At 40.7% G+C, this 17,760-nt stretch carries 13 protein-coding genes and 1 tRNA gene; 12 read left to right on the top strand and 2 right to left on the bottom strand.

Annotated elements, in window-relative coordinates:
* Positions 1-4 precede the first annotated feature (4 nt).
* The gene (locus tag NMU02_RS05125; protein WP_255026285.1) at positions 5-2,410 is read left to right on the top strand and encodes a GumC family protein; all 2,406 of its coding nucleotides are present in this window, start codon (positions 5-7) and stop codon (positions 2,408-2,410) included.
* 149 nt (positions 2,411-2,559) lie between these two features.
* On the opposite strand, the gene NMU02_RS05120 is transcribed toward NMU02_RS05125, so the two are convergent.
* A tRNA-Thr gene (locus tag NMU02_RS05120) sits at positions 2,560-2,633 on the bottom strand.
* A gap of 350 nt (positions 2,634-2,983) precedes the next feature.
* Here NMU02_RS05120 and NMU02_RS05115 point away from each other — a divergent pair.
* The 9 genes from NMU02_RS05115 (at position 2,984) to secA (ending at position 13,906) form a co-directional block, all read left to right on the top strand.
* Positions 2,984-3,535, top strand: coding sequence for a DUF4199 domain-containing protein (locus tag NMU02_RS05115; RefSeq protein ID WP_255026283.1), 552 nt, complete (start codon positions 2,984-2,986; stop codon positions 3,533-3,535).
* Positions 3,536-3,539: 4 nt separating this feature from the next.
* Positions 3,540-4,490, top strand: a complete 951-nt coding sequence (locus NMU02_RS05110) for a glycosyltransferase (RefSeq protein WP_255026282.1) — start codon at positions 3,540-3,542, stop codon at positions 4,488-4,490.
* Positions 4,491-4,515: 25 nt separating this feature from the next.
* A complete protein-coding gene (locus NMU02_RS05105) occupies positions 4,516-5,073 on the top strand; it encodes a nitroreductase family protein (protein WP_255026281.1) in 558 nt (185 codons plus the stop codon).
* Positions 5,058-5,564: a DUF6452 family protein gene (locus tag NMU02_RS05100; protein WP_255026279.1), complete on the top strand. Its 507-nt coding sequence runs from the start codon at positions 5,058-5,060 to the stop codon at positions 5,562-5,564. Before NMU02_RS05105 ends, NMU02_RS05100 begins: the two co-directional genes overlap by 16 nt.
* Positions 5,557-6,300, top strand: coding sequence for a DUF6048 family protein (locus tag NMU02_RS05095; RefSeq protein ID WP_255026278.1), 744 nt, complete (start codon positions 5,557-5,559; stop codon positions 6,298-6,300). The genes NMU02_RS05100 and NMU02_RS05095 overlap by 8 nt, the downstream gene beginning before the upstream one ends.
* Positions 6,301-6,351: 51 nt before the next feature.
* Entirely contained in the window at positions 6,352-7,623 is a 1,272-nt protein-coding gene (locus NMU02_RS05090; protein WP_255026276.1) for a mechanosensitive ion channel family protein, read from the top strand.
* 46 nt (positions 7,624-7,669) lie between these two features.
* On the top strand, positions 7,670-8,848 hold the full coding sequence (locus NMU02_RS05085) for a lipoprotein N-acyltransferase Lnb domain-containing protein (RefSeq protein WP_255026273.1): 1,179 nt from the start codon (positions 7,670-7,672) through the stop codon (positions 8,846-8,848).
* Positions 8,849-8,878: 30 nt separating this feature from the next.
* Entirely contained in the window at positions 8,879-10,459 is a 1,581-nt protein-coding gene (locus tag NMU02_RS05080) for an alkaline phosphatase family protein (RefSeq protein ID WP_255026271.1), read from the top strand.
* A gap of 138 nt (positions 10,460-10,597) precedes the next feature.
* Positions 10,598-13,906, top strand: coding sequence for a preprotein translocase subunit SecA (gene secA, locus NMU02_RS05075; protein WP_255026270.1), 3,309 nt, complete (start codon positions 10,598-10,600; stop codon positions 13,904-13,906).
* Between the two features lie 172 nt (positions 13,907-14,078).
* On the opposite strand, the gene NMU02_RS05070 is transcribed toward secA, so the two are convergent.
* The gene (locus NMU02_RS05070; RefSeq protein WP_255026269.1) at positions 14,079-15,728 is read right to left on the bottom strand and encodes a diphosphate--fructose-6-phosphate 1-phosphotransferase; all 1,650 of its coding nucleotides are present in this window, start codon (positions 15,726-15,728) and stop codon (positions 14,079-14,081) included.
* A 278-nt stretch (positions 15,729-16,006) separates the two neighbouring features.
* Here NMU02_RS05070 and NMU02_RS05065 point away from each other — a divergent pair, with 278 nt between their 5' ends.
* Both NMU02_RS05065 and NMU02_RS05060 read left to right on the top strand, forming a co-directional pair.
* Entirely contained in the window at positions 16,007-16,699 is a 693-nt protein-coding gene (locus NMU02_RS05065) for an iron-sulfur cluster assembly scaffold protein (protein WP_255026268.1), read from the top strand.
* 39 nt (positions 16,700-16,738) lie between these two features.
* A complete protein-coding gene (locus tag NMU02_RS05060; RefSeq protein WP_255026266.1) occupies positions 16,739-17,737 on the top strand; it encodes a GGGtGRT protein in 999 nt (332 codons plus the stop codon).
* Positions 17,738-17,760 lie beyond the last annotated feature (23 nt).

Below are 17,760 nucleotides of genomic sequence, written 5' to 3'. Positions count from 1 at the left end.
AAACATGAAAGAACAGGAATATAGCAATATAGAAGAAGACAGCCAGGAAGGTCTTAACCTTAGGGATATATTAGAATTAGTCATTTCTCAGTGGAAATGGTTCGTACTTTCGATAATCGTATGTTTATTATTGGCAGTTCTGTATATAAAATCTACTCCAAAGGTATATACTCGTACTGCTACAGTTCTGATAAAAGATGAAAAAGGAGGAGCCAATTCTGCAGCTTCGACTTTTGGAGATTTGGGCGGATTCAATTTAATGAAGAATAGCGTGGATAACGAAATTCTCGTTTTTCAGTCGTTTCGTCTAATGAGAGATGTCGTACGACGGCTTCAGCTGGATGTGAGTTATACGACCAGTATGGGATTGCGTACGGTTAATTTGTATAAAACGTCTCCCGTTATAGTCGATTTTATCAAAAGTAATGAGAATTCTTCATTTACATTCGAACTTACTCCGGTATCTGAAAAACAGGTGCTAATTTCTATTTCTGATGATGATATTTCTTGGAATAAGACGTTGAATTATAATGATACGATATCTACACCGATAGGATTGATTTCCCTTAAGAAAACCGATTTTTTCGAACGGGGAGATATCGGGAAGGTAATTACTGTAAAAAAACGTCCTGTAAAAAAGGTGACCGAAATTTATAAAAGTATGGTTAATGTTTCTTTAAGTGGAAAACAAACCAGCTCGATTACCATTACGATAGATGATAATAGTATAAAAAGGGCAGAAGATGTATTGAATACTCTGATAACTGTTTATAATGAAGATGCAAAGGCAGACAAGAATCAAGTAGGCATCAATACGCGCCACTTCATTGAAGAACGTTTAGCTATTATCGGAAAAGATTTGGGGGATGTTGATACGCAGATCGAATCTTATAAGAAAGATAACGAGTTGGCGGATATAACGACGCAGGCAGGCCTGTATGTGGCTAATCGCTCGGAATATACACATGAAGGTATCAGTATCGAAAACCAGATAAGTTTGGCCAAGTATGTTCAGGAGTATCTTAAAGACCCGGCACATGCTTCCGATCTTATTCCGGTAAATACAGGTATCGAAGATCAAGGGCTTTCTAACGAGATTGCTGGATATAATGATCTTTTTTTGAAAAGGGATAAGTTATTGGCTAATTCGAGTATGAATAATCCGGTAGTCGCCGATATGAATAATTCGTTGGTGGCAATGAGAAAATCTATTATGAGATCGATCGATAACTTATTGGTTTCGTTGGATATTCAGTTGAAGAACCTGAAAAACCAGGAAAATATAGCCCGTAGACAAATTACTTCGGTACCCTCGCAAGAAAAACATGTAATGACGATTGCGCGTCAGCAAAAGATAAAAGAGGAGCTTTATTTGTATTTATTAAATAAGAAAGAAGAGAATGATCTGAATATGGCTATTACCGAAAGCAATGCGCGTATAATCGATGCCGCTTACGGAAGCGATTATCCGGTTGCTCCTAAAGTTTCACTAATACTTTTGGTGGCCGTTATATTGGGATGTGCCATACCTACGGGAGTGATTGCCCTTAAGTTGATGTTAGACACGACAGTACGAGGACGTAAAGATATTGAAGATAATCTGAGTATTCCATTTTTGGGCGAGGTACCTGAAAGGGAACGCAGGAATGACGAAGAGATTGTGGTTAAAGAGGGAGGACGTGATAGTGTGTCCGAAGCTTTCCGTATTTTAAGAACCAATCTTGAATTTATGCGTAAAGACGATAGTATGAAGGTTGTCATGCTAACATCGGCTAATCCCGGGTCGGGTAAAACATTTATTTCCTCTAATTTGGCGATGACTTTGGCGTTATCTTCTAAGAAAGTTATTCTTATCGACCTTGATCTTCGTAAGAGGTCGTTGAGTAAACGTCTGAAAAGTGCACCTGTTGGTATTTCTAATTATCTTTCGGGTAAAATTTCCGATGTGGATGAAATCATTGTGAAAAAGCAGGATAAGGTCGGAATCGATATGATACATGTGGGACCTATGCCTCCTAATCCGGCTGAGCTGCTGATGGGAAATCGTCTCGATGAGTTGATACAGGAATTAAAAGAACGCTATGATTATATTATCATCGATAATGTTCCTTCAATGATGGTCGCCGATGCCGCCATCGTAAATCGTTTGGCCGATATCGTGATTTATGTTATTCGTGAAGGTGTAATGGACAGGCGTCAGTTGCCTGATATAGAAAAACTTTATCGTGAGCATAAATTCAATAATATGTGCGTGATCCTTAACGGGACTAAAGCTCGTCGTGCTGGTTACGGATATGGTTACGGATATGGTTACGGTTACGGATATGGTTACGGAGTTGAAGAGGAAGACGACTATAAAAAAAGTAGTTTCTGGGATTTCTTCAAACAGAAGAGAAAGAAACATAAGTAAGATTAAGCTATTTTGTGTATATTAATAAAAACCGGCTGGGACGTAATTCTCGGTCGGTTTTATTTTTTATATTGTATTAGTAAATAATTTTTTGTAATGGGACAAAAAGAAAATAAAAAAGCTTCAGATAAATTCTGAAGCTTTTTTAGAGCCGATAGAGGGATTCGAACCCACGACCCCGAGATTACAAATCACGTGCTCTGGCCAACTGAGCTATATCGGCGAGTGGGTAAGCTTGCTACATCGCGTCGCTACAACCAACTACCCTTGCTGCGGTCAAGCCCTGGGGGATTCGAAGGGAGCTGACCGTGTAGGACTTACCCGGCTGCAAAGGTAGATATTTTTTTCTTTTCAGCAATACCTGTAAACCTAAAAGATGTCTTTTAATGCATATCTTACTTGTTTATAAGGCAGTTATGAAGTCGTTTTTTTATAAATTTCTAAATGATAGATACTAATTTTACACATTTTATCGGCTATTGTGGAGTGGTTTGGCGCAAAAGTAATAACTTTGCATAATTGGTGGCAATAACCGGAGATGTGGTAAAATAAAATAAAAACGAATATTATTATATGCAAGAGACAGATAAAGGAAAAACGGTGATTGGCTATGCCATGGAATACGGGTTCTTTTTAGGCATTTATTTTATAGTGGCTTTTTTGGTCATGACGCAAACATTGAGAATACCGGCTTTAAGCCTTATTTTTGATATTATGTTCATTTCAGTTCCGTTTGTTTTATATTATCTAATGAAAAAATATCAGAAGCGGGAGCCGTTAGCGGTACGTTTTATCTATCTATGGTCATTCGGTATTTTTCTTTTCTTTTTTGCCTCTCTTTTATGCGGGTTAGTACAATATATTTATTGTCGATTTATCGATCCGTATTACATTGAGAATATGTTTGCTTCTACTTTGAATACTCTGGAAACGTCCTTCCAGGGGAAGGATGCGACCGAGTTTGTACAGGCAATGAAAGACGGCCTGAAGAACGGGGCAGCTCCTACAGCCATCGAAATGGTATATCAGAGCATTTTGATGATGGTATTTTTCGGATCGCTGTTATCAATCGTCGTGGCATTATTTGCTGTGCCTAGAAGAAAAAAACTAAATATACAAAAATAGAATTATGGATATTTCATTGGTAATACCTTTATATAATGAAGCTGAATCTTTACCCGAACTGACCCAGTGGATAGAAAGGGTGATGAATGAAAATGATTTTTCATACGAAATATTATTCATAAATGATGGAAGTACCGATAATTCATGGTCGGTAATCGGAGCGTTACGACGTGAGAATTCGAATGTTAAAGGAGTGAAGTTTCGCCGTAATTATGGAAAATCGCCAGCTTTACATGTCGGGTTTTCTCATGCGCAAGGAGACGTGGTGATTACGATGGATGCGGATTTACAAGATAGTCCTGATGAAATTCCTGAATTGTATAAAATGATTATGACCGATGGCTATGATCTGGTCTCGGGATGGAAGAAAAAACGGTATGATCCTTTATCGAAAACTTTACCGACAAAATTATTTAATGCTACGGCTCGTAAAGTAACGGGAATCCGTTTGCATGATTTTAATTGCGGATTGAAAGCTTATCGGAACGAAGTCGTTAAGCATATAGAGGTATATGGTGATATGCACCGGTATATTCCTTATTTGGCGAAAAATGCCGGATTTACGAAAATAGGAGAGAAAGTCGTTCGTCATCAGGCTCGTAAGTATGGAAAAACAAAGTTTGGCCTTAACCGTTTTGTAAACGGCTATCTCGATTTGATGACCCTGTGGTTTTTCTCGAAATTTGCTGTAAAACCAATGCATTTTTTCGGATTATTAGGCAGCTTGATGTTTATACTCGGTTTTATTTCTGTTATAGCGGTAGGAGCTTATAAAATATATGCGATGTATTCCAGAATGCCGTACCGACTGGTAACCGATATGCCGTATTTTTATCTCTCTTTAACGGCAATGATATTAGGTACGATGTTATTTCTTACCGGATTTCTCGGTGAATTGGTTTCTCGGAATGCCCCCGGTAGGAATAAATATAATATCGAAAGCGAACTCTTATAATAATTATCTGTTAAACGATTAAATTATGGAACACCGTAACAATCCTGTAGAAAGCGACCTCGATATGCTTACTTTAGCACGTTTACGTTGCTCGGTGAGAAGTTTTTCGGAACGACCTGTAGAACGGGAAAAGCTTGAATATATCCTTGAAACGGCGCGTTTGGCTCCTTCTGCAGTTAACTTTCAGCCTTGGTATTTTATCGTGGTGCGGGCCGATGAGCACAGAAAGATGTTACAGGATTGCTATGAAAGAGATTGGTTTCGAACAGCTCCCGTGTATATTATTGTTTGCGCCGATCATCGTGAATCTTGGCTAAGAAAGTCCGATGGAAAAGATCATGGAGATATCGATGCTGCAATAGCAGCCGAACATATTTGCTTGGCTGCAACCGAACAGGATTTGGGAACTTGTTGGGTTTGTAATTTCGATGTGGAGAAGTGCCATAATTTATTTGGATTACCCGAGGGAGTCGAGCCGGTTGTGATAATACCGGTGGGATATCCTGAAGATCCCGATATATTTATTGCTACTCCTAAAAAAAGAAAAGCGTTTAACGAAGTTGTAAAATGGGAAAAATACTGAATCTGCCTCTCTGTTTTTTTGCGATACTGATTGCTTCGGTTGTGTTTCAGGCCTGTGGTGATGTAGGCTGTATGGATAATCGCAGCAGTATTCCATATATCACTTTTTACAGTCAACAGTCGCCTACACAATCGGTTGTTATCGACTCGTTATCTGTTTACGGTATAGGACAGCGCGACGATTCTTTATTATTCGATACCATTACAGCCAAATCCTTGCTACTTCCGTTACGCAATGATAAAGACACGACGCGGTATGTACTGCGTTATGATCAAAAAAATATACATCCGGCTTATAAGAGAGATACCTTGACTCTGGTGTATCATTCATACATTTATTTTGCTTCGGCCGAATGCGGAGCCATGTTTAATTATATAATCGACAGTTTGGGTTACACTACATATCAGATTGTTTCCGCAGAATTATTGACGAAAGACGTGAGAAATCAGAGCGTTGAAAATATTAAACTCTATTTCCGCACCAATGAATAAATACATTATTATATCGGTTGTAATGTTATTGTGCGTTTTTGTAGGAAAGGCTCAAAACCGGAATACGCCCGCTTCTACGACTTCAAAAACAGCTTCGGCCGAAAAGAAGGAAGCGACTTATACTTATCCTTTGTTTAATGGTTTGGTGGTAGGCGTCGATCTTTATAATCCGGTAGCGAAACTTTTCGGACAAAAATATTCCAATTATGAGGCCAGCCTCGAACTCGATTTGCATAATCGGTTCTTTCCTATTTGGGAAATAGGAATAGGAAGTGCGAAAAGTACGCCCGAAGATATGAATTTTACGTATAGGGGGAAAGCGGCCCTTTATAACCGTATTGGAATGAATTATAATATAAAATACAATAATAAAACACTTGATGGGGTATATGCCGGTATTCGTTACGGTTTTTCTACATTTAACTATGATATTACCGACATCCGTCTTGAGTCTTCATATTGGGACCCGGAGAATCCTGTTATCGGAGAAATTACCGGTCAGCATTCACGTGCGCAATGGATAGAAGCATTGGTGGGAATACGGGTGAAGTTGTATAAGGGATTAATGATGGGTTGGACAGTCAGATATAAATGGAAATTGAACGTAAAGAATAATTTTCAATCTACCCCTTGGTTTATTCCGGGATACGGAACATCAAATAATCCGGTGTCGTTTACATATTCTATTTATTACAGAATTCCTTTTTCAGGGAAAAAAAGCAGTAAAGAAAAATGAATGCGGTAGTTCGATAGTTATTTGTGCCAAAGCGTAAAGTAAAATGTAGAAATGAAAGAGAATATAAAATACCTGAATGAATCGATCGACGGGTGGATAAAGAACTTGAATATTGCACCCGATTGGTTCGATTTTATAAGGGGAATACTGGTTGCGCTGGCTATAATCTTGCTGGCGGTACTCGTCGATTATATTTGTCGTTTTCTCATATCTAATGTATTACATCATCTGATACGTAAGACGAAAGCGACCTGGGATGATATGCTGCTCGATCGGAAGGTTCTGAATCGTCTCGCTTTGGTAGTTCCCGCAATACTTATTTTTCTGCTGATACCTTTGGTATTTCCCCGTAATCCGGGATTGCTATCATTCTTTTCCAAAGCGTGTCTTATTTATATTATAGCTGTCGTACTGCGCTTTTTTTCCGCTTTCATTAATATCATGGCAGAGGTTGCCGCTGCCAGCGAACGGTATAAAAACCGGGCGATGAAAGGATTATTCCAAACTCTTTTAGTTATCCTGTTTTTTGTAGGAGCGATATGTATATTGGCTGTTATTTTCGATAAATCTCCGGTTTCTTTGTTGGCTGGTTTAGGAGCTTCGGCAGCGATTCTTTCATTGGTATTTAAAGATACTATTGTGGGTTTCGTAGCGGGAATACAACTTTTAGCTAATGATATGCTTAGGCCCGGGGACTGGATTACAATGCCTAAATACGGGGCCGACGGATGGGTGTTGGAAGTAACCCTGAATACGGTAAAGATTCGTAATTTCGATAATACGATAGTTACCGTTCCTCCATATGCGATGGTAAGCGATTCTTTTCAGAATTGGAGGGGAATGTTCGATTCGAGCGGAGGTCGTCGTATAAAAAGGTCGGTTAATATCGATATGAGGAGTGTCCGTTTTTGTACAGACAGTATGTTGGATAAATTTACAGAAATACCGTTGATAAAAGATTATGTAACGGAATATCGGAAATCGACGGGGGAGGACCCGCTTCGGGAACGACTATCTAATTTGACTGTATTTCGGGAATATCTCGACCGGTATATTCACAGCCTTTCGGTTATTATGACAGAAGGGCAGTTTTGTCTTGTTCGATATCTTGATATTACCGATAAAGGACTACCGGTAGAAATATATTGTTACTCGGCTCGAAAAATGTGGATTGAGTATGAAAAAGTCGTCGCGACAGTGATCGACCATATTCTTTCTGTTATTCCCGAGTTCGGGTTGCGTGTTTTTCAGAATCCGGCAGGTAGCGATTTATCTATATTGGGTGATCTGCTTTTATCCGGTAAGGAATTAAAAAGTAATTAGAGATGAACAGGGGAAATACTGTAACTAAAAAGATAATAATATACAAATGAAGCCATTATTGCTATATTTATTTTTGATTTTAGCGATTCCGTTTTCTTATGGAGCTCGGGAAGACTCTTTGAGAGTCAGTTTATTGACTTGTTCACCCGGTCCGAGGTCGTTCGAATTGTTCGGACACAGCGGTATTCGTGTTCAAGGACCTTCTCCTGAAATGGACTTAGTTTTTCATTATGGTCTTTTCGATTACGATGCACCTCATTTTATATATCGTTTTACTAAGGGAGAAACCGATTATATGATGGGTGTGACTTCATTTTCTGATTTTGTTTTTGCCTATGCAATGCGTAATAGCGGAATAACAGAATTGGAACTGAATTTATCCCGACAGGAAAAAGAAGATCTTTTACGAGCGTTGGCCGTAAATAATCTACCCCAAAACCGGGTTTATCGGTATAATTTTTTATATGATAATTGTGCCACACGGCCTCGGGATATTATTGTGAAAAATATACAAGGGAAGATTCGTTATGAGGAGCCCGTTGAAAAGACAACATTCAGGACGATGATTCACGATTGCACTTTTACAGATCAGTGGTTGACATTCGGAATCGATTTGGCTTTAGGAGAACCTCTCGACCGACCTATTACCTATCAGGAAGAAATGTTTTTACCGTCGGTTCTCGAAGAAGCCTTTTCTAAGGCATCCATTATTGTTTCTCAAGATAGTATAAGGCCCCTTGTTTCTTCGGTTGAGGAGATTTTACCGGCATCGTCCGATTTGTTTATAGAATCGAACGGAACGTTTTTTTCCCCACAAGTGTGTTGTTGGGCTTTTTTTATACTTATTTTAGGTATTTCGATATATGAGATAATTCGACACCGTACATTTCGCATAATCGATACGGTCGTGTTTACTGTTTATGGGCTGGCTGGTTGTATTGTAGCCTTCCTGATGTTTGTATCTGCGCACCCAGCCACTTATTTTAATTATTCGATATTTTGGGTAAATCCTCTATTATTAATTTTACCGGTGATTGTTTGGGTAAAAAAACTGAAAAAGGTCGTGCTTTATTATCATTTTGTTAACTTTGCGGTGCTTTTGTGCTTGCTGGTCGGTTGGGCTTGGCTTCCGCAAAAAATGAATAATGCGTTTATTCCTTTGGTACTGGTATTGGCTATTAGGTCTTTAACTAATATTATCGTATCTTACCGAGGGGAAAAATAAAGAGAAAAAATGTCGAGAAAAGATAAAACGATGAATAAACTGATCACTTCGCTGATTCTGGCTTTAATGGCTGCACCATTGGAGGCTCAGGTTTCGGTTGAAATGCCTCGTCTCGTGGTAGGCATCACGGTAGATCAGTTGCGCACCGATTATCTGGAAGCCATGATGCACCTGTTCGGAGAAAAAGGATTTAAACGATTGATGAATGGAGGGGTCGTTTATGAAAATGTTACTTACGATTTTCCTTTTCCCGATATTGCTTCGGCGACGGCTTCTGTTTATACCGGGACCTACCCGTTTTATAATGGGATAACCGGAAAAACCATATATAATGTCGACCGAAAACGAACCGAATCGATTTTGTTCGACCTTGGCAAAATGGGTAATTTTACCAACGAAACGGTCTCTCCTAAAAATTTACTGACATCTACTATTGCCGATGAACTGAAAATCGCCAGTGACGGGCGAAGTTCGGTGTATGCGATAGCTCCTTCGATGGAACAGGCTATTCTTAGTGGGGGACATGCTGCGAATTCCGTTTTCTGGATAAATGAGGAGAACGGGAAATGGGCGACTACTACCTATTATGAAGATATTCCTTATTATGTAGATAATGTCAATCGTGTCGAAGCTTTATCGGTACGAATAGATACGATGAGCTGGGTGCCTATGCTGCCTGTATCGAGGTATGATGCACTGCCGTATCTCAGTCAGGATTTTTTGTTTAAGCATCAGTTTTCAAAATATAAACACGATAAATATGCCGTTTTTAAAGCCAGCGGGTTGGTGAATGAAGAGGTGACACGGCTGGCAACTACATTTATCGACAATGCCGGGTTCGGACAGAGACTTTTCCCCGATATGCTTAATATCGGTTATACTGCTGCAAATTTCAGGGGAAAGAGTATTCAGGAATATAGTCTCGAAATGCAAGATACTTATGTACGTCTCGATCGTGCATTAGGAAATTTGCTCGATGCGATCGATAAGAAGGTGGGATTGAAAAATACGGTTATTTTCCTTACTTCAACCGGTTGTTATAGCGGAGAAGCTCGCGAAGCTGGAAGTTTTGGTATACCCAACGGCGACTTTTATCCTAATCGTGCGACAGCTCTTTTAAATATGTACCTGATGGCTATTTATGGCCAGGGCGATTGGGTAGAGGGTTATTACAACAGACAGATTTTTTTGAATCGGAAATTGATTACCGATCAACAAATATCTCTCGACGATATACAGCTAAAGGCTGCCGAGTTTCTCATACAAATGACTGGTGTTCAAGATGTAATTACATCCCACCAGTTTCTTCATGGTACCTGGAACGACCGTGTAGCGGCGATTCGTCGTGGTTCGCATCGTAAATTTACAGGGGATCTTTTAATTGAAATACAGCCCGGATGGGAAATCGTGCACGAGGACGTAAACGATCACAGGGAATATGTACGTGAAAATGCAATTCCGGCTCCATTATTTTTCTTTGGTGACGATCTGAAACCTCAGCACGTTGTACGGCAGGTTAAAATTACGGCGATAGCGCCAACTGTAGCTCGTATACTCCGTATTCGTTCTCCGAATGCGGCTAAAGATACGGCATTGCCCGAAGTGAGGTAATGCCGTAAACCCGCGATGATATTATCTATGTTTCTTCTGATTAGCGGGTAAAATCACTGTATCTTATGAAATTAAATCGTTACGGTGCATATAGTGTCGTAGCTGTTTGTCTTAATTGTAAAAATAAATAAATATATTATGGGATTTAATGAAGTTCTCAAAAAATTGTTCGGTAATAAGTCGCAGCGAGACTTGAGGGAGATCGATCCTTATGTTCAGAAAGTAAAGGCGGTATATCCTGAGATAAAAGAACTGAGCAATGATGCATTACGTGCCCGTATCGACGACGTGAAAAAACGTGTTCAAGATGCTGTGGCCGAAGACCGAAAAAAAATTGCTGACTTGAAAGATAGCATAGAAGCTCTTGATTTTGAAAAAAGAGAGTCTGCTTGGGATGAAATCGATAAAATTGAGAAAAATATTATTGAGAAATACGAAAAAGTTCTCGATGAAGTTTTACCTGAGGTATTTGCCGTGGTAAAAGATACCGCCCGTCGTTTTGCCGAGAATGAAACGGTTGAAGTAACGGCTAATGATTTCGACCGTGATTTGGCGGCACATCACGATTTTGTGCATATCGAAGGCGATAAAGCCATTTATCAGAATCATTGGATGGCAGGAGGTAATGAAATTACCTGGGATATGGTACATTATGATGTACAGTTATTCGGAGGGGTCGTACTGCATAAAGGCAGAATTGCGGAGATGGCTACCGGTGAGGGTAAAACCCTTGTGGCTACGTTGCCGGTATTCTTGAATGCGCTTACCGGGAACGGTGTGCATGTAGTAACTGTGAACGATTATCTTGCCAAACGTGACTCGGAATGGATGGGACCTTTATACATGTTCCATGGTTTGTCTGTCGATTGTATCGATAAACACCAACCCAATTCCGAAAAGCGACGGGATGCTTATAATGCCGATATAACCTTCGGTACCAATAACGAATTCGGGTTCGATTATCTTCGTGATAATATGTCGGGATCTCCTAAAGATTTAGTACAGCGGAAGCATAATTACGCAATTGTCGATGAGGTCGATTCGGTACTTATCGATGATGCCCGTACTCCTTTGATTATTTCAGGCCCCGTACCGAAGGGTGAAGACCAACTTTTCGAGGAATTTTGTCCTAAGGTAGAGTCTTTGGTGAAAGCGCAACGAGCATATACGACGAAATTGTTGTCTGATGCAAAGGTGAAAATTGCATCGGAAGACAAGAATGTGCGTAAAGAAGGAGCGATGTTACTCTTCCGTTCATTCAAAGGAATGCCTAAGAATACCCCTTTGATCAAATATCTCAGTGAACCGGGGATAAAAGCTTTAATGCTCGAAACCGAAGCTTATTATATGCAGGAAAATAACCGGAACATGCCGGAAGTTACCGATCCGTTGTTGTTTGTTATTGATGAAAAAAATAATACGATCGAACTTACCGATAAGGGTCTCGACATGATTACCGGAAATTCCGATGACCCGAATTTCTTTGTATTGCCGGATATCGGAGCACAGCTTTCCGAACTCGAGAACATGGGGCTTTCCGATGAAGAAAAGCAGATAAAGAAAGACGAACTGATGCAGAATTATGCTGTTAAGGCAGAACGGGTACATACCGTTAATCAGTTGTTGAAAGCATATACCTTATTCGAACGAGACGAAGAGTATGTAGTGATAGATAATAAAGTAAAGATTGTAGACGAACAAACCGGACGTATTATGGAAGGTCGTCGCTATTCCGACGGTTTGCATCAGGCTATCGAAGCCAAGGAACGGGTTACCGTAGAAGCTGCGACTCAAACCTTTGCTACGATTACTTTACAGAACTATTTCAGAATGTATCATAAACTTGCCGGTATGACCGGTACGGCTGAAACAGAAGCTGGTGAGTTTTGGGATATATACAAACTCGATGTCGTAACGATACCCACTAATAAGCCGATTGCGCGTATCGACATGAACGATCGTGTATATAAAACTAAACGAGAAAAATATACGGCTGTGATCGATGAGATACAAAAAATGGTCGATGCCGGTCGTCCCGTGCTGGTAGGTACGACTTCGGTAGATATCTCGGAATTGTTGAGTAAAATGCTTACCATGCGTAAGATCAAGCATAATGTTTTAAATGCCAAATTACACCAACGTGAGGCTGAGATTGTAGCACAGGCCGGCCAGTCGGGAACGGTGACTATTGCTACCAATATGGCCGGTCGTGGTACCGACATCAAGCTTTCTCCCGAGGTGCGAGCTGCCGGAGGGCTTGCGATTATCGGTACGGAACGCCACGAGTCGCGCCGTGTCGATCGGCAGTTGAGAGGACGTGCAGGACGTCAGGGAGATCCGGGATCATCGGTATTTTATGTTTCCCTCGAAGATAATCTGATGCGTTTGTTTAGTTCGGACCGTATCGCTAAAGTGATGGATCGTCTTGGATTTGAAGAGGGTGAGATGATCGAACATTCCATGATTTCGAAATCGATAGAACGGGCTCAGCGTAAAGTGGAAGAAAATAACTTTGGTATTCGAAAACGACTTCTCGAATACGATGATGTGATGAATGCTCAGCGTGAGGTAATTTATACCAAACGACATCATGCATTATTGGGAGAACGTATCGGCATAGATATAATGAATATGATGTACGATGCCGCCCAATCTTTGGTCGAGGAGTATTCTCAGTCGGGAGATTATGAAGGTTTACGCGAAGATATTTTTAAAACTTTTGCGATAGAAATGCCTTTTACGGCTACCGATTTCAAAAGCGAAAAAAACGAACAATTAACCGATCGTCTTTACGATGCCGTTATGGCAGCCTTTAAACGTAAAATCGATTATATGGCTACGGTTGCCAATCCGATTATTAAGCAAGTTTACGAAGAACAGGGCTCGCGGTATGAGAATATACTTATTCCTATAACCGATGGAAAACGGATGTATCAGATTTCTTGTAATCTGAAGGAAGCATACGAGACCGAGTCTAAAGCTATAAACAAAGCCTTCCAAAAATCGATATTATTATACGCGATCGATGATGCATGGAAAGAACACTTGCGGGATCTCGACCAATTGCGTCAGTCGGTACAGAATGCGAGTTATGAACAGAAAGATCCTTTATTGATTTTTAAACTCGAATCGTTCGGATTGTTCAAAACAATGGTGGAAACGATGAACCGTAAGACTATCGCTATACTTATGAGAGGACAGATTCCTGTGAGGGAACCGGAACAAGTACGTGAAGCCGCACCTGAAAAGAGACAGGATTACAGTAGATACCGTGCTCAAAAAGACCCTTTAATGGATCAACAGAGTGCTAACCGCCAAGCTGCTGCGGGACAGCAACAGATACGTAAGCCCGAACCTATGAAAGCAGCCCCTAAAGTGGGACGCAATGATCTTTGCCCTTGCGGAAGCGGTAAGAAGTATAAGAACTGTCATGGTCGTGAAGAATAAATTACAATGATGATTCGTACGATCGATCGGTACGGATAATAATCTGTGAGATGCATCAAATAAAAATGCGGAGAATATCTTATTCTCCGCATTTTTATTTGATGCAGTCGGGAGGATATATAAAAAAGCCGTTTCAAAAGAAACGGCTTTTTAAACTTATACGGTAAGAAAATTATTTTCCTTCGGCTTCCAGTTTCAATGTTACGGTCGGTTGGTCGCAAACTTCGGTCGGTCCGAAATATTGGATAGGGCCTGGGTAAACATAACAAGTATTTTTAGCCCATTCGTCGCGGTTAGCGGCGAAGAATTTAAAAGGAGCACCATCGAGTCTTACCAAAGCTTTTTGAATCACAGGCTTCATTTCTCCGTGGCGACGTTCCATATTCATCATCATGGTAACGGGAACACCTCCGGCAATCCATTCTTCGGCAGGTTTGGTCGTATTGCGTACCGATGACATATATCCTGTTTTACCTTCTCCGATTAGCATAGAAGCTGTATATCCGAGTGAATAACAATAATCGGCATCGAAATTAGAAGGAGCGGCGCAGCGTCCTTCGTATCCGAAGAAGTGATGTTGTGCGGCAAATTTTCCGGTATATTTTCCTTGTTCTTTCCATTCGGCTAATTTCTTACCTACCATTTCAGAAAGTAGTTTTTCTGTCTCGATGAGAGAGACCTGTACATTTCCGTGAGGATCGCGGTCGAGAGATAATTGACGGGCTACGCCTTCGGGTAAGCTGGCATAAATTGCCGAGTTTTCGGGAGAAAGATGCTTAATGATATAATTACGTTGTTCCGATTTCTTTATCATGGCAAATTCTGCGCCATTGGCGGCCAGGAAGTCATTGAGTTCGGCAATGAGTTTTTTCATTGCTGGGATGAATTCGATAAGGCCTTCGGGAATCAGTACCGTACCGAAATTGTTCCCTTCAGCGGCACGGGTAGCAACGATATTTGCGATATAAGTTACGACATCGTCGAGCGACATATTTTTTTCTTCTACCTCTTCTGAAATAATACAAATGTTGGGTTGTGTTTGTAAAGCGCATTCCAGTGCGATGTGAGAAGCTGAGCGGCCCATGAGCTTAATGAAATGCCAGTATTTTTTTGCAGAGTTACAGTCGCGTTGAATGTTTCCGATAACTTCGGAATAAACTTTACAAGCAGTGTCGAAACCGAAAGAAGTTTCGATCATGTCATTTTTCAGGTCGCCGTCGATAGTTTTGGGGCAACCGATAACTTGTACTCCTGTATTTTTTTGTTTGTAATATTCGGCCAATACACAGGCATTTGTATTAGAATCGTCGCCACCGATAATAACAAGGGCCTGAATACCCAGTTTTTTTATAATTTCGAGACCTTTATCGAATTGTTCGGTTGTTTCGAGTTTTGTACGTCCCGAACCAATAATATCAAATCCTCCTGTATTACGATATTCGTCGATGATTTCGTCGGTAAGTTCGATATATTGGTGGTCGATAAGTCCGCCAGGGCCAAGGAGAAATCCGTATAGTTTAGAGTCTTTGTTAAGAGCTTTCAATCCGTCGAAAAGTCCGGCGATTACATTATGTCCGCCGGGAGCCTGTCCTCCGGAAAGAATTACGCCGGCAGTGATGGCCGGTACGTTTTTTTTCTCATTGCTTTCTACAAACGACAGAACGGGCATTCCGTAAGTGTTGGGGAATAGCTTTTTAATCTCTTGCTGGTCGGCTACCGATTCTGTCGGAGCACCTTCTTTTACAGTCAGCGAGCCTTTCAGTGCTTTAGGCAATTTGGGCTGATAGGCTGCGCGGGCAATTTGCAGAGCGCTTTTTTTCATTTTCGAAAATGTTATTGTGTTAATAATAAAATTACTGGTTTGTTTTTTTAGCCGCACAAATTTCGGTATAATTTCTGTATAATACAAACAGCAGCTTCAATAAAAGTATGAAACAAATCGATGCGAAACACCCGTTATTCAATTTTGTTCGATAAAAAATAGGTAAATAATCCTATAATTCGTATAAAAAGTTTATTGACAAACCGGAGAAATACTTAACTTTGCGGTGCTTAACAAAATAAGGCTTTAAGTTTTCATTAAAATAAAAAGAGCGAATTATGATCTATTCACACGAAGTAGAACACATGTGTGTTGTAAAAAAAGGCCCTAATCATGGTGCCGCTCCTATCCCTCAGGAAGGAAAATGGGTGAAAGCCAAAGAAGTAATCGATATTTCAGGCTTGACTCACGGTGTGGGTTGGTGTGCTCCTCAACAAGGTGCATGTAAACTGACTCTGAACGTAAAAGACGGTATCATTCAGGAAGCACTGGTAGAAACTATCGGGTGTTCGGGAATGACCCACTCGGCTGCCATGGCTTCTGAGATTCTCCCCGGAAAAACGATTCTCGAAGCTTTGAATACCGACCTCGTTTGCGACGCAATTAATACTGCTATGCGTGAGCTTTTCTTGCAGATTGCTTATGGTCGTACTCAGTCGGCTTTCTCAGAAGGCGGTCTTCCCATTGGTGCCGGTCTCGAAGACTTAGGTAAAGGTCTTCGCAGTCAGGTAGGTACAATGTACGGTACGTTAGCTAAAGGTACTCGTTATCTTGAAATGGCGGAAGGTTATTGTACTCGTATGGCTCTCGACAAAGATGATCAGGTGATCGGTTATGAATTTGTTCACATGGGCAAATTTATGGATATGGTGAAAAAAGGCATTGATGCTAATGAAGCCATCGAAAAAGCAAAAGGTACATACGGCCGTTTCAAAGATGCCGTTAAATATATCGATCCGCGTCAGGAATAATAACTGTTATTAGTAAACAACCCATTAAAGACAATCAATATGGCTTTATTTGAAAGTTACGACCGTCGTATCAAACAAATTGACGCGGTTTTAAATAAATATGGTATCAAAAACATCGAAGAAGCAAAATCTATCTGCGATGCTTATGGTATCGATCCTTACAAAATGTGTGAGGAAACTCAGCCCATCTGTTTCGAAAATGCGAAATGGGCTTATGTAGTAGGTGCAGCTATTGCAATTAAAAAAGGTTGCAAAACAGCTGCTGATGCAGCTGAAGCGATCGGCATCGGTTTGCAGGCTTTTTGTATCCCGGGTTCTGTTGCCGATGATCGTAAAGTAGGTATCGGTCACGGTAATTTGGCCGCTCGTCTGCTGCGTGAAGAAACGAAATGTTTTGCTTTTTTGGCGGGCCACGAATCGTTTGCTGCTGCCGAGGGTGCTATTAAGATTGCCGAAATGGCCAATAAAGTACGTAAAGAACCCTTGCGTGTTATTTTGAACGGATTGGGTAAAGATGCCGCTCAGATTATTTCCCGTATCAACGGTTTTACGTATGTACAAACTCAGTTCGATTATTTTACAGGTGAATTGAAAGAAGTACAGTCGGTCGCATATTCCGATGGTTTGCGTTCTAAAGTGAAATGTTATGGCGCAGATGATGTACGTGAAGGTGTTGCCATTATGCGTGCAAATGGTGTAGATGTATCGATTACAGGTAATTCTACAAATCCTACCCGTTTCCAACATCCGGTTGCCGGAACATACAAAAAAGAATGTATGGAAAACGGTAAGAAATATTTCTCTGTAGCATCCGGTGGCGGTACCGGACGTACTTTGCATCCTGATAATATGGCTGCCGGTCCGGCCTCTTACGGTATGACCGATACGATGGGGCGTATGCACGGAGACGCTCAATTCGCCGGTTCTTCATCGGTTCCCGCTCACGTAGAAATGATGGGATTCCTCGGAATGGGTAACAATCCTATGGTAGGTGCTACCGTAGCTATTGCAGTGAGTGTAGAGCAGAACGCAAAATAAAAATTGTTTTTCTTTTTTATATA

It is taken from the genome of Coprobacter tertius (genome assembly GCF_024330105.1).
Taxonomy (GTDB): domain Bacteria; phylum Bacteroidota; class Bacteroidia; order Bacteroidales; family Coprobacteraceae; genus Coprobacter; species Coprobacter tertius.
Note: the sequence above shows the minus strand (reverse complement) of the source record. Positions and strands in the feature narration are given on the sequence as shown.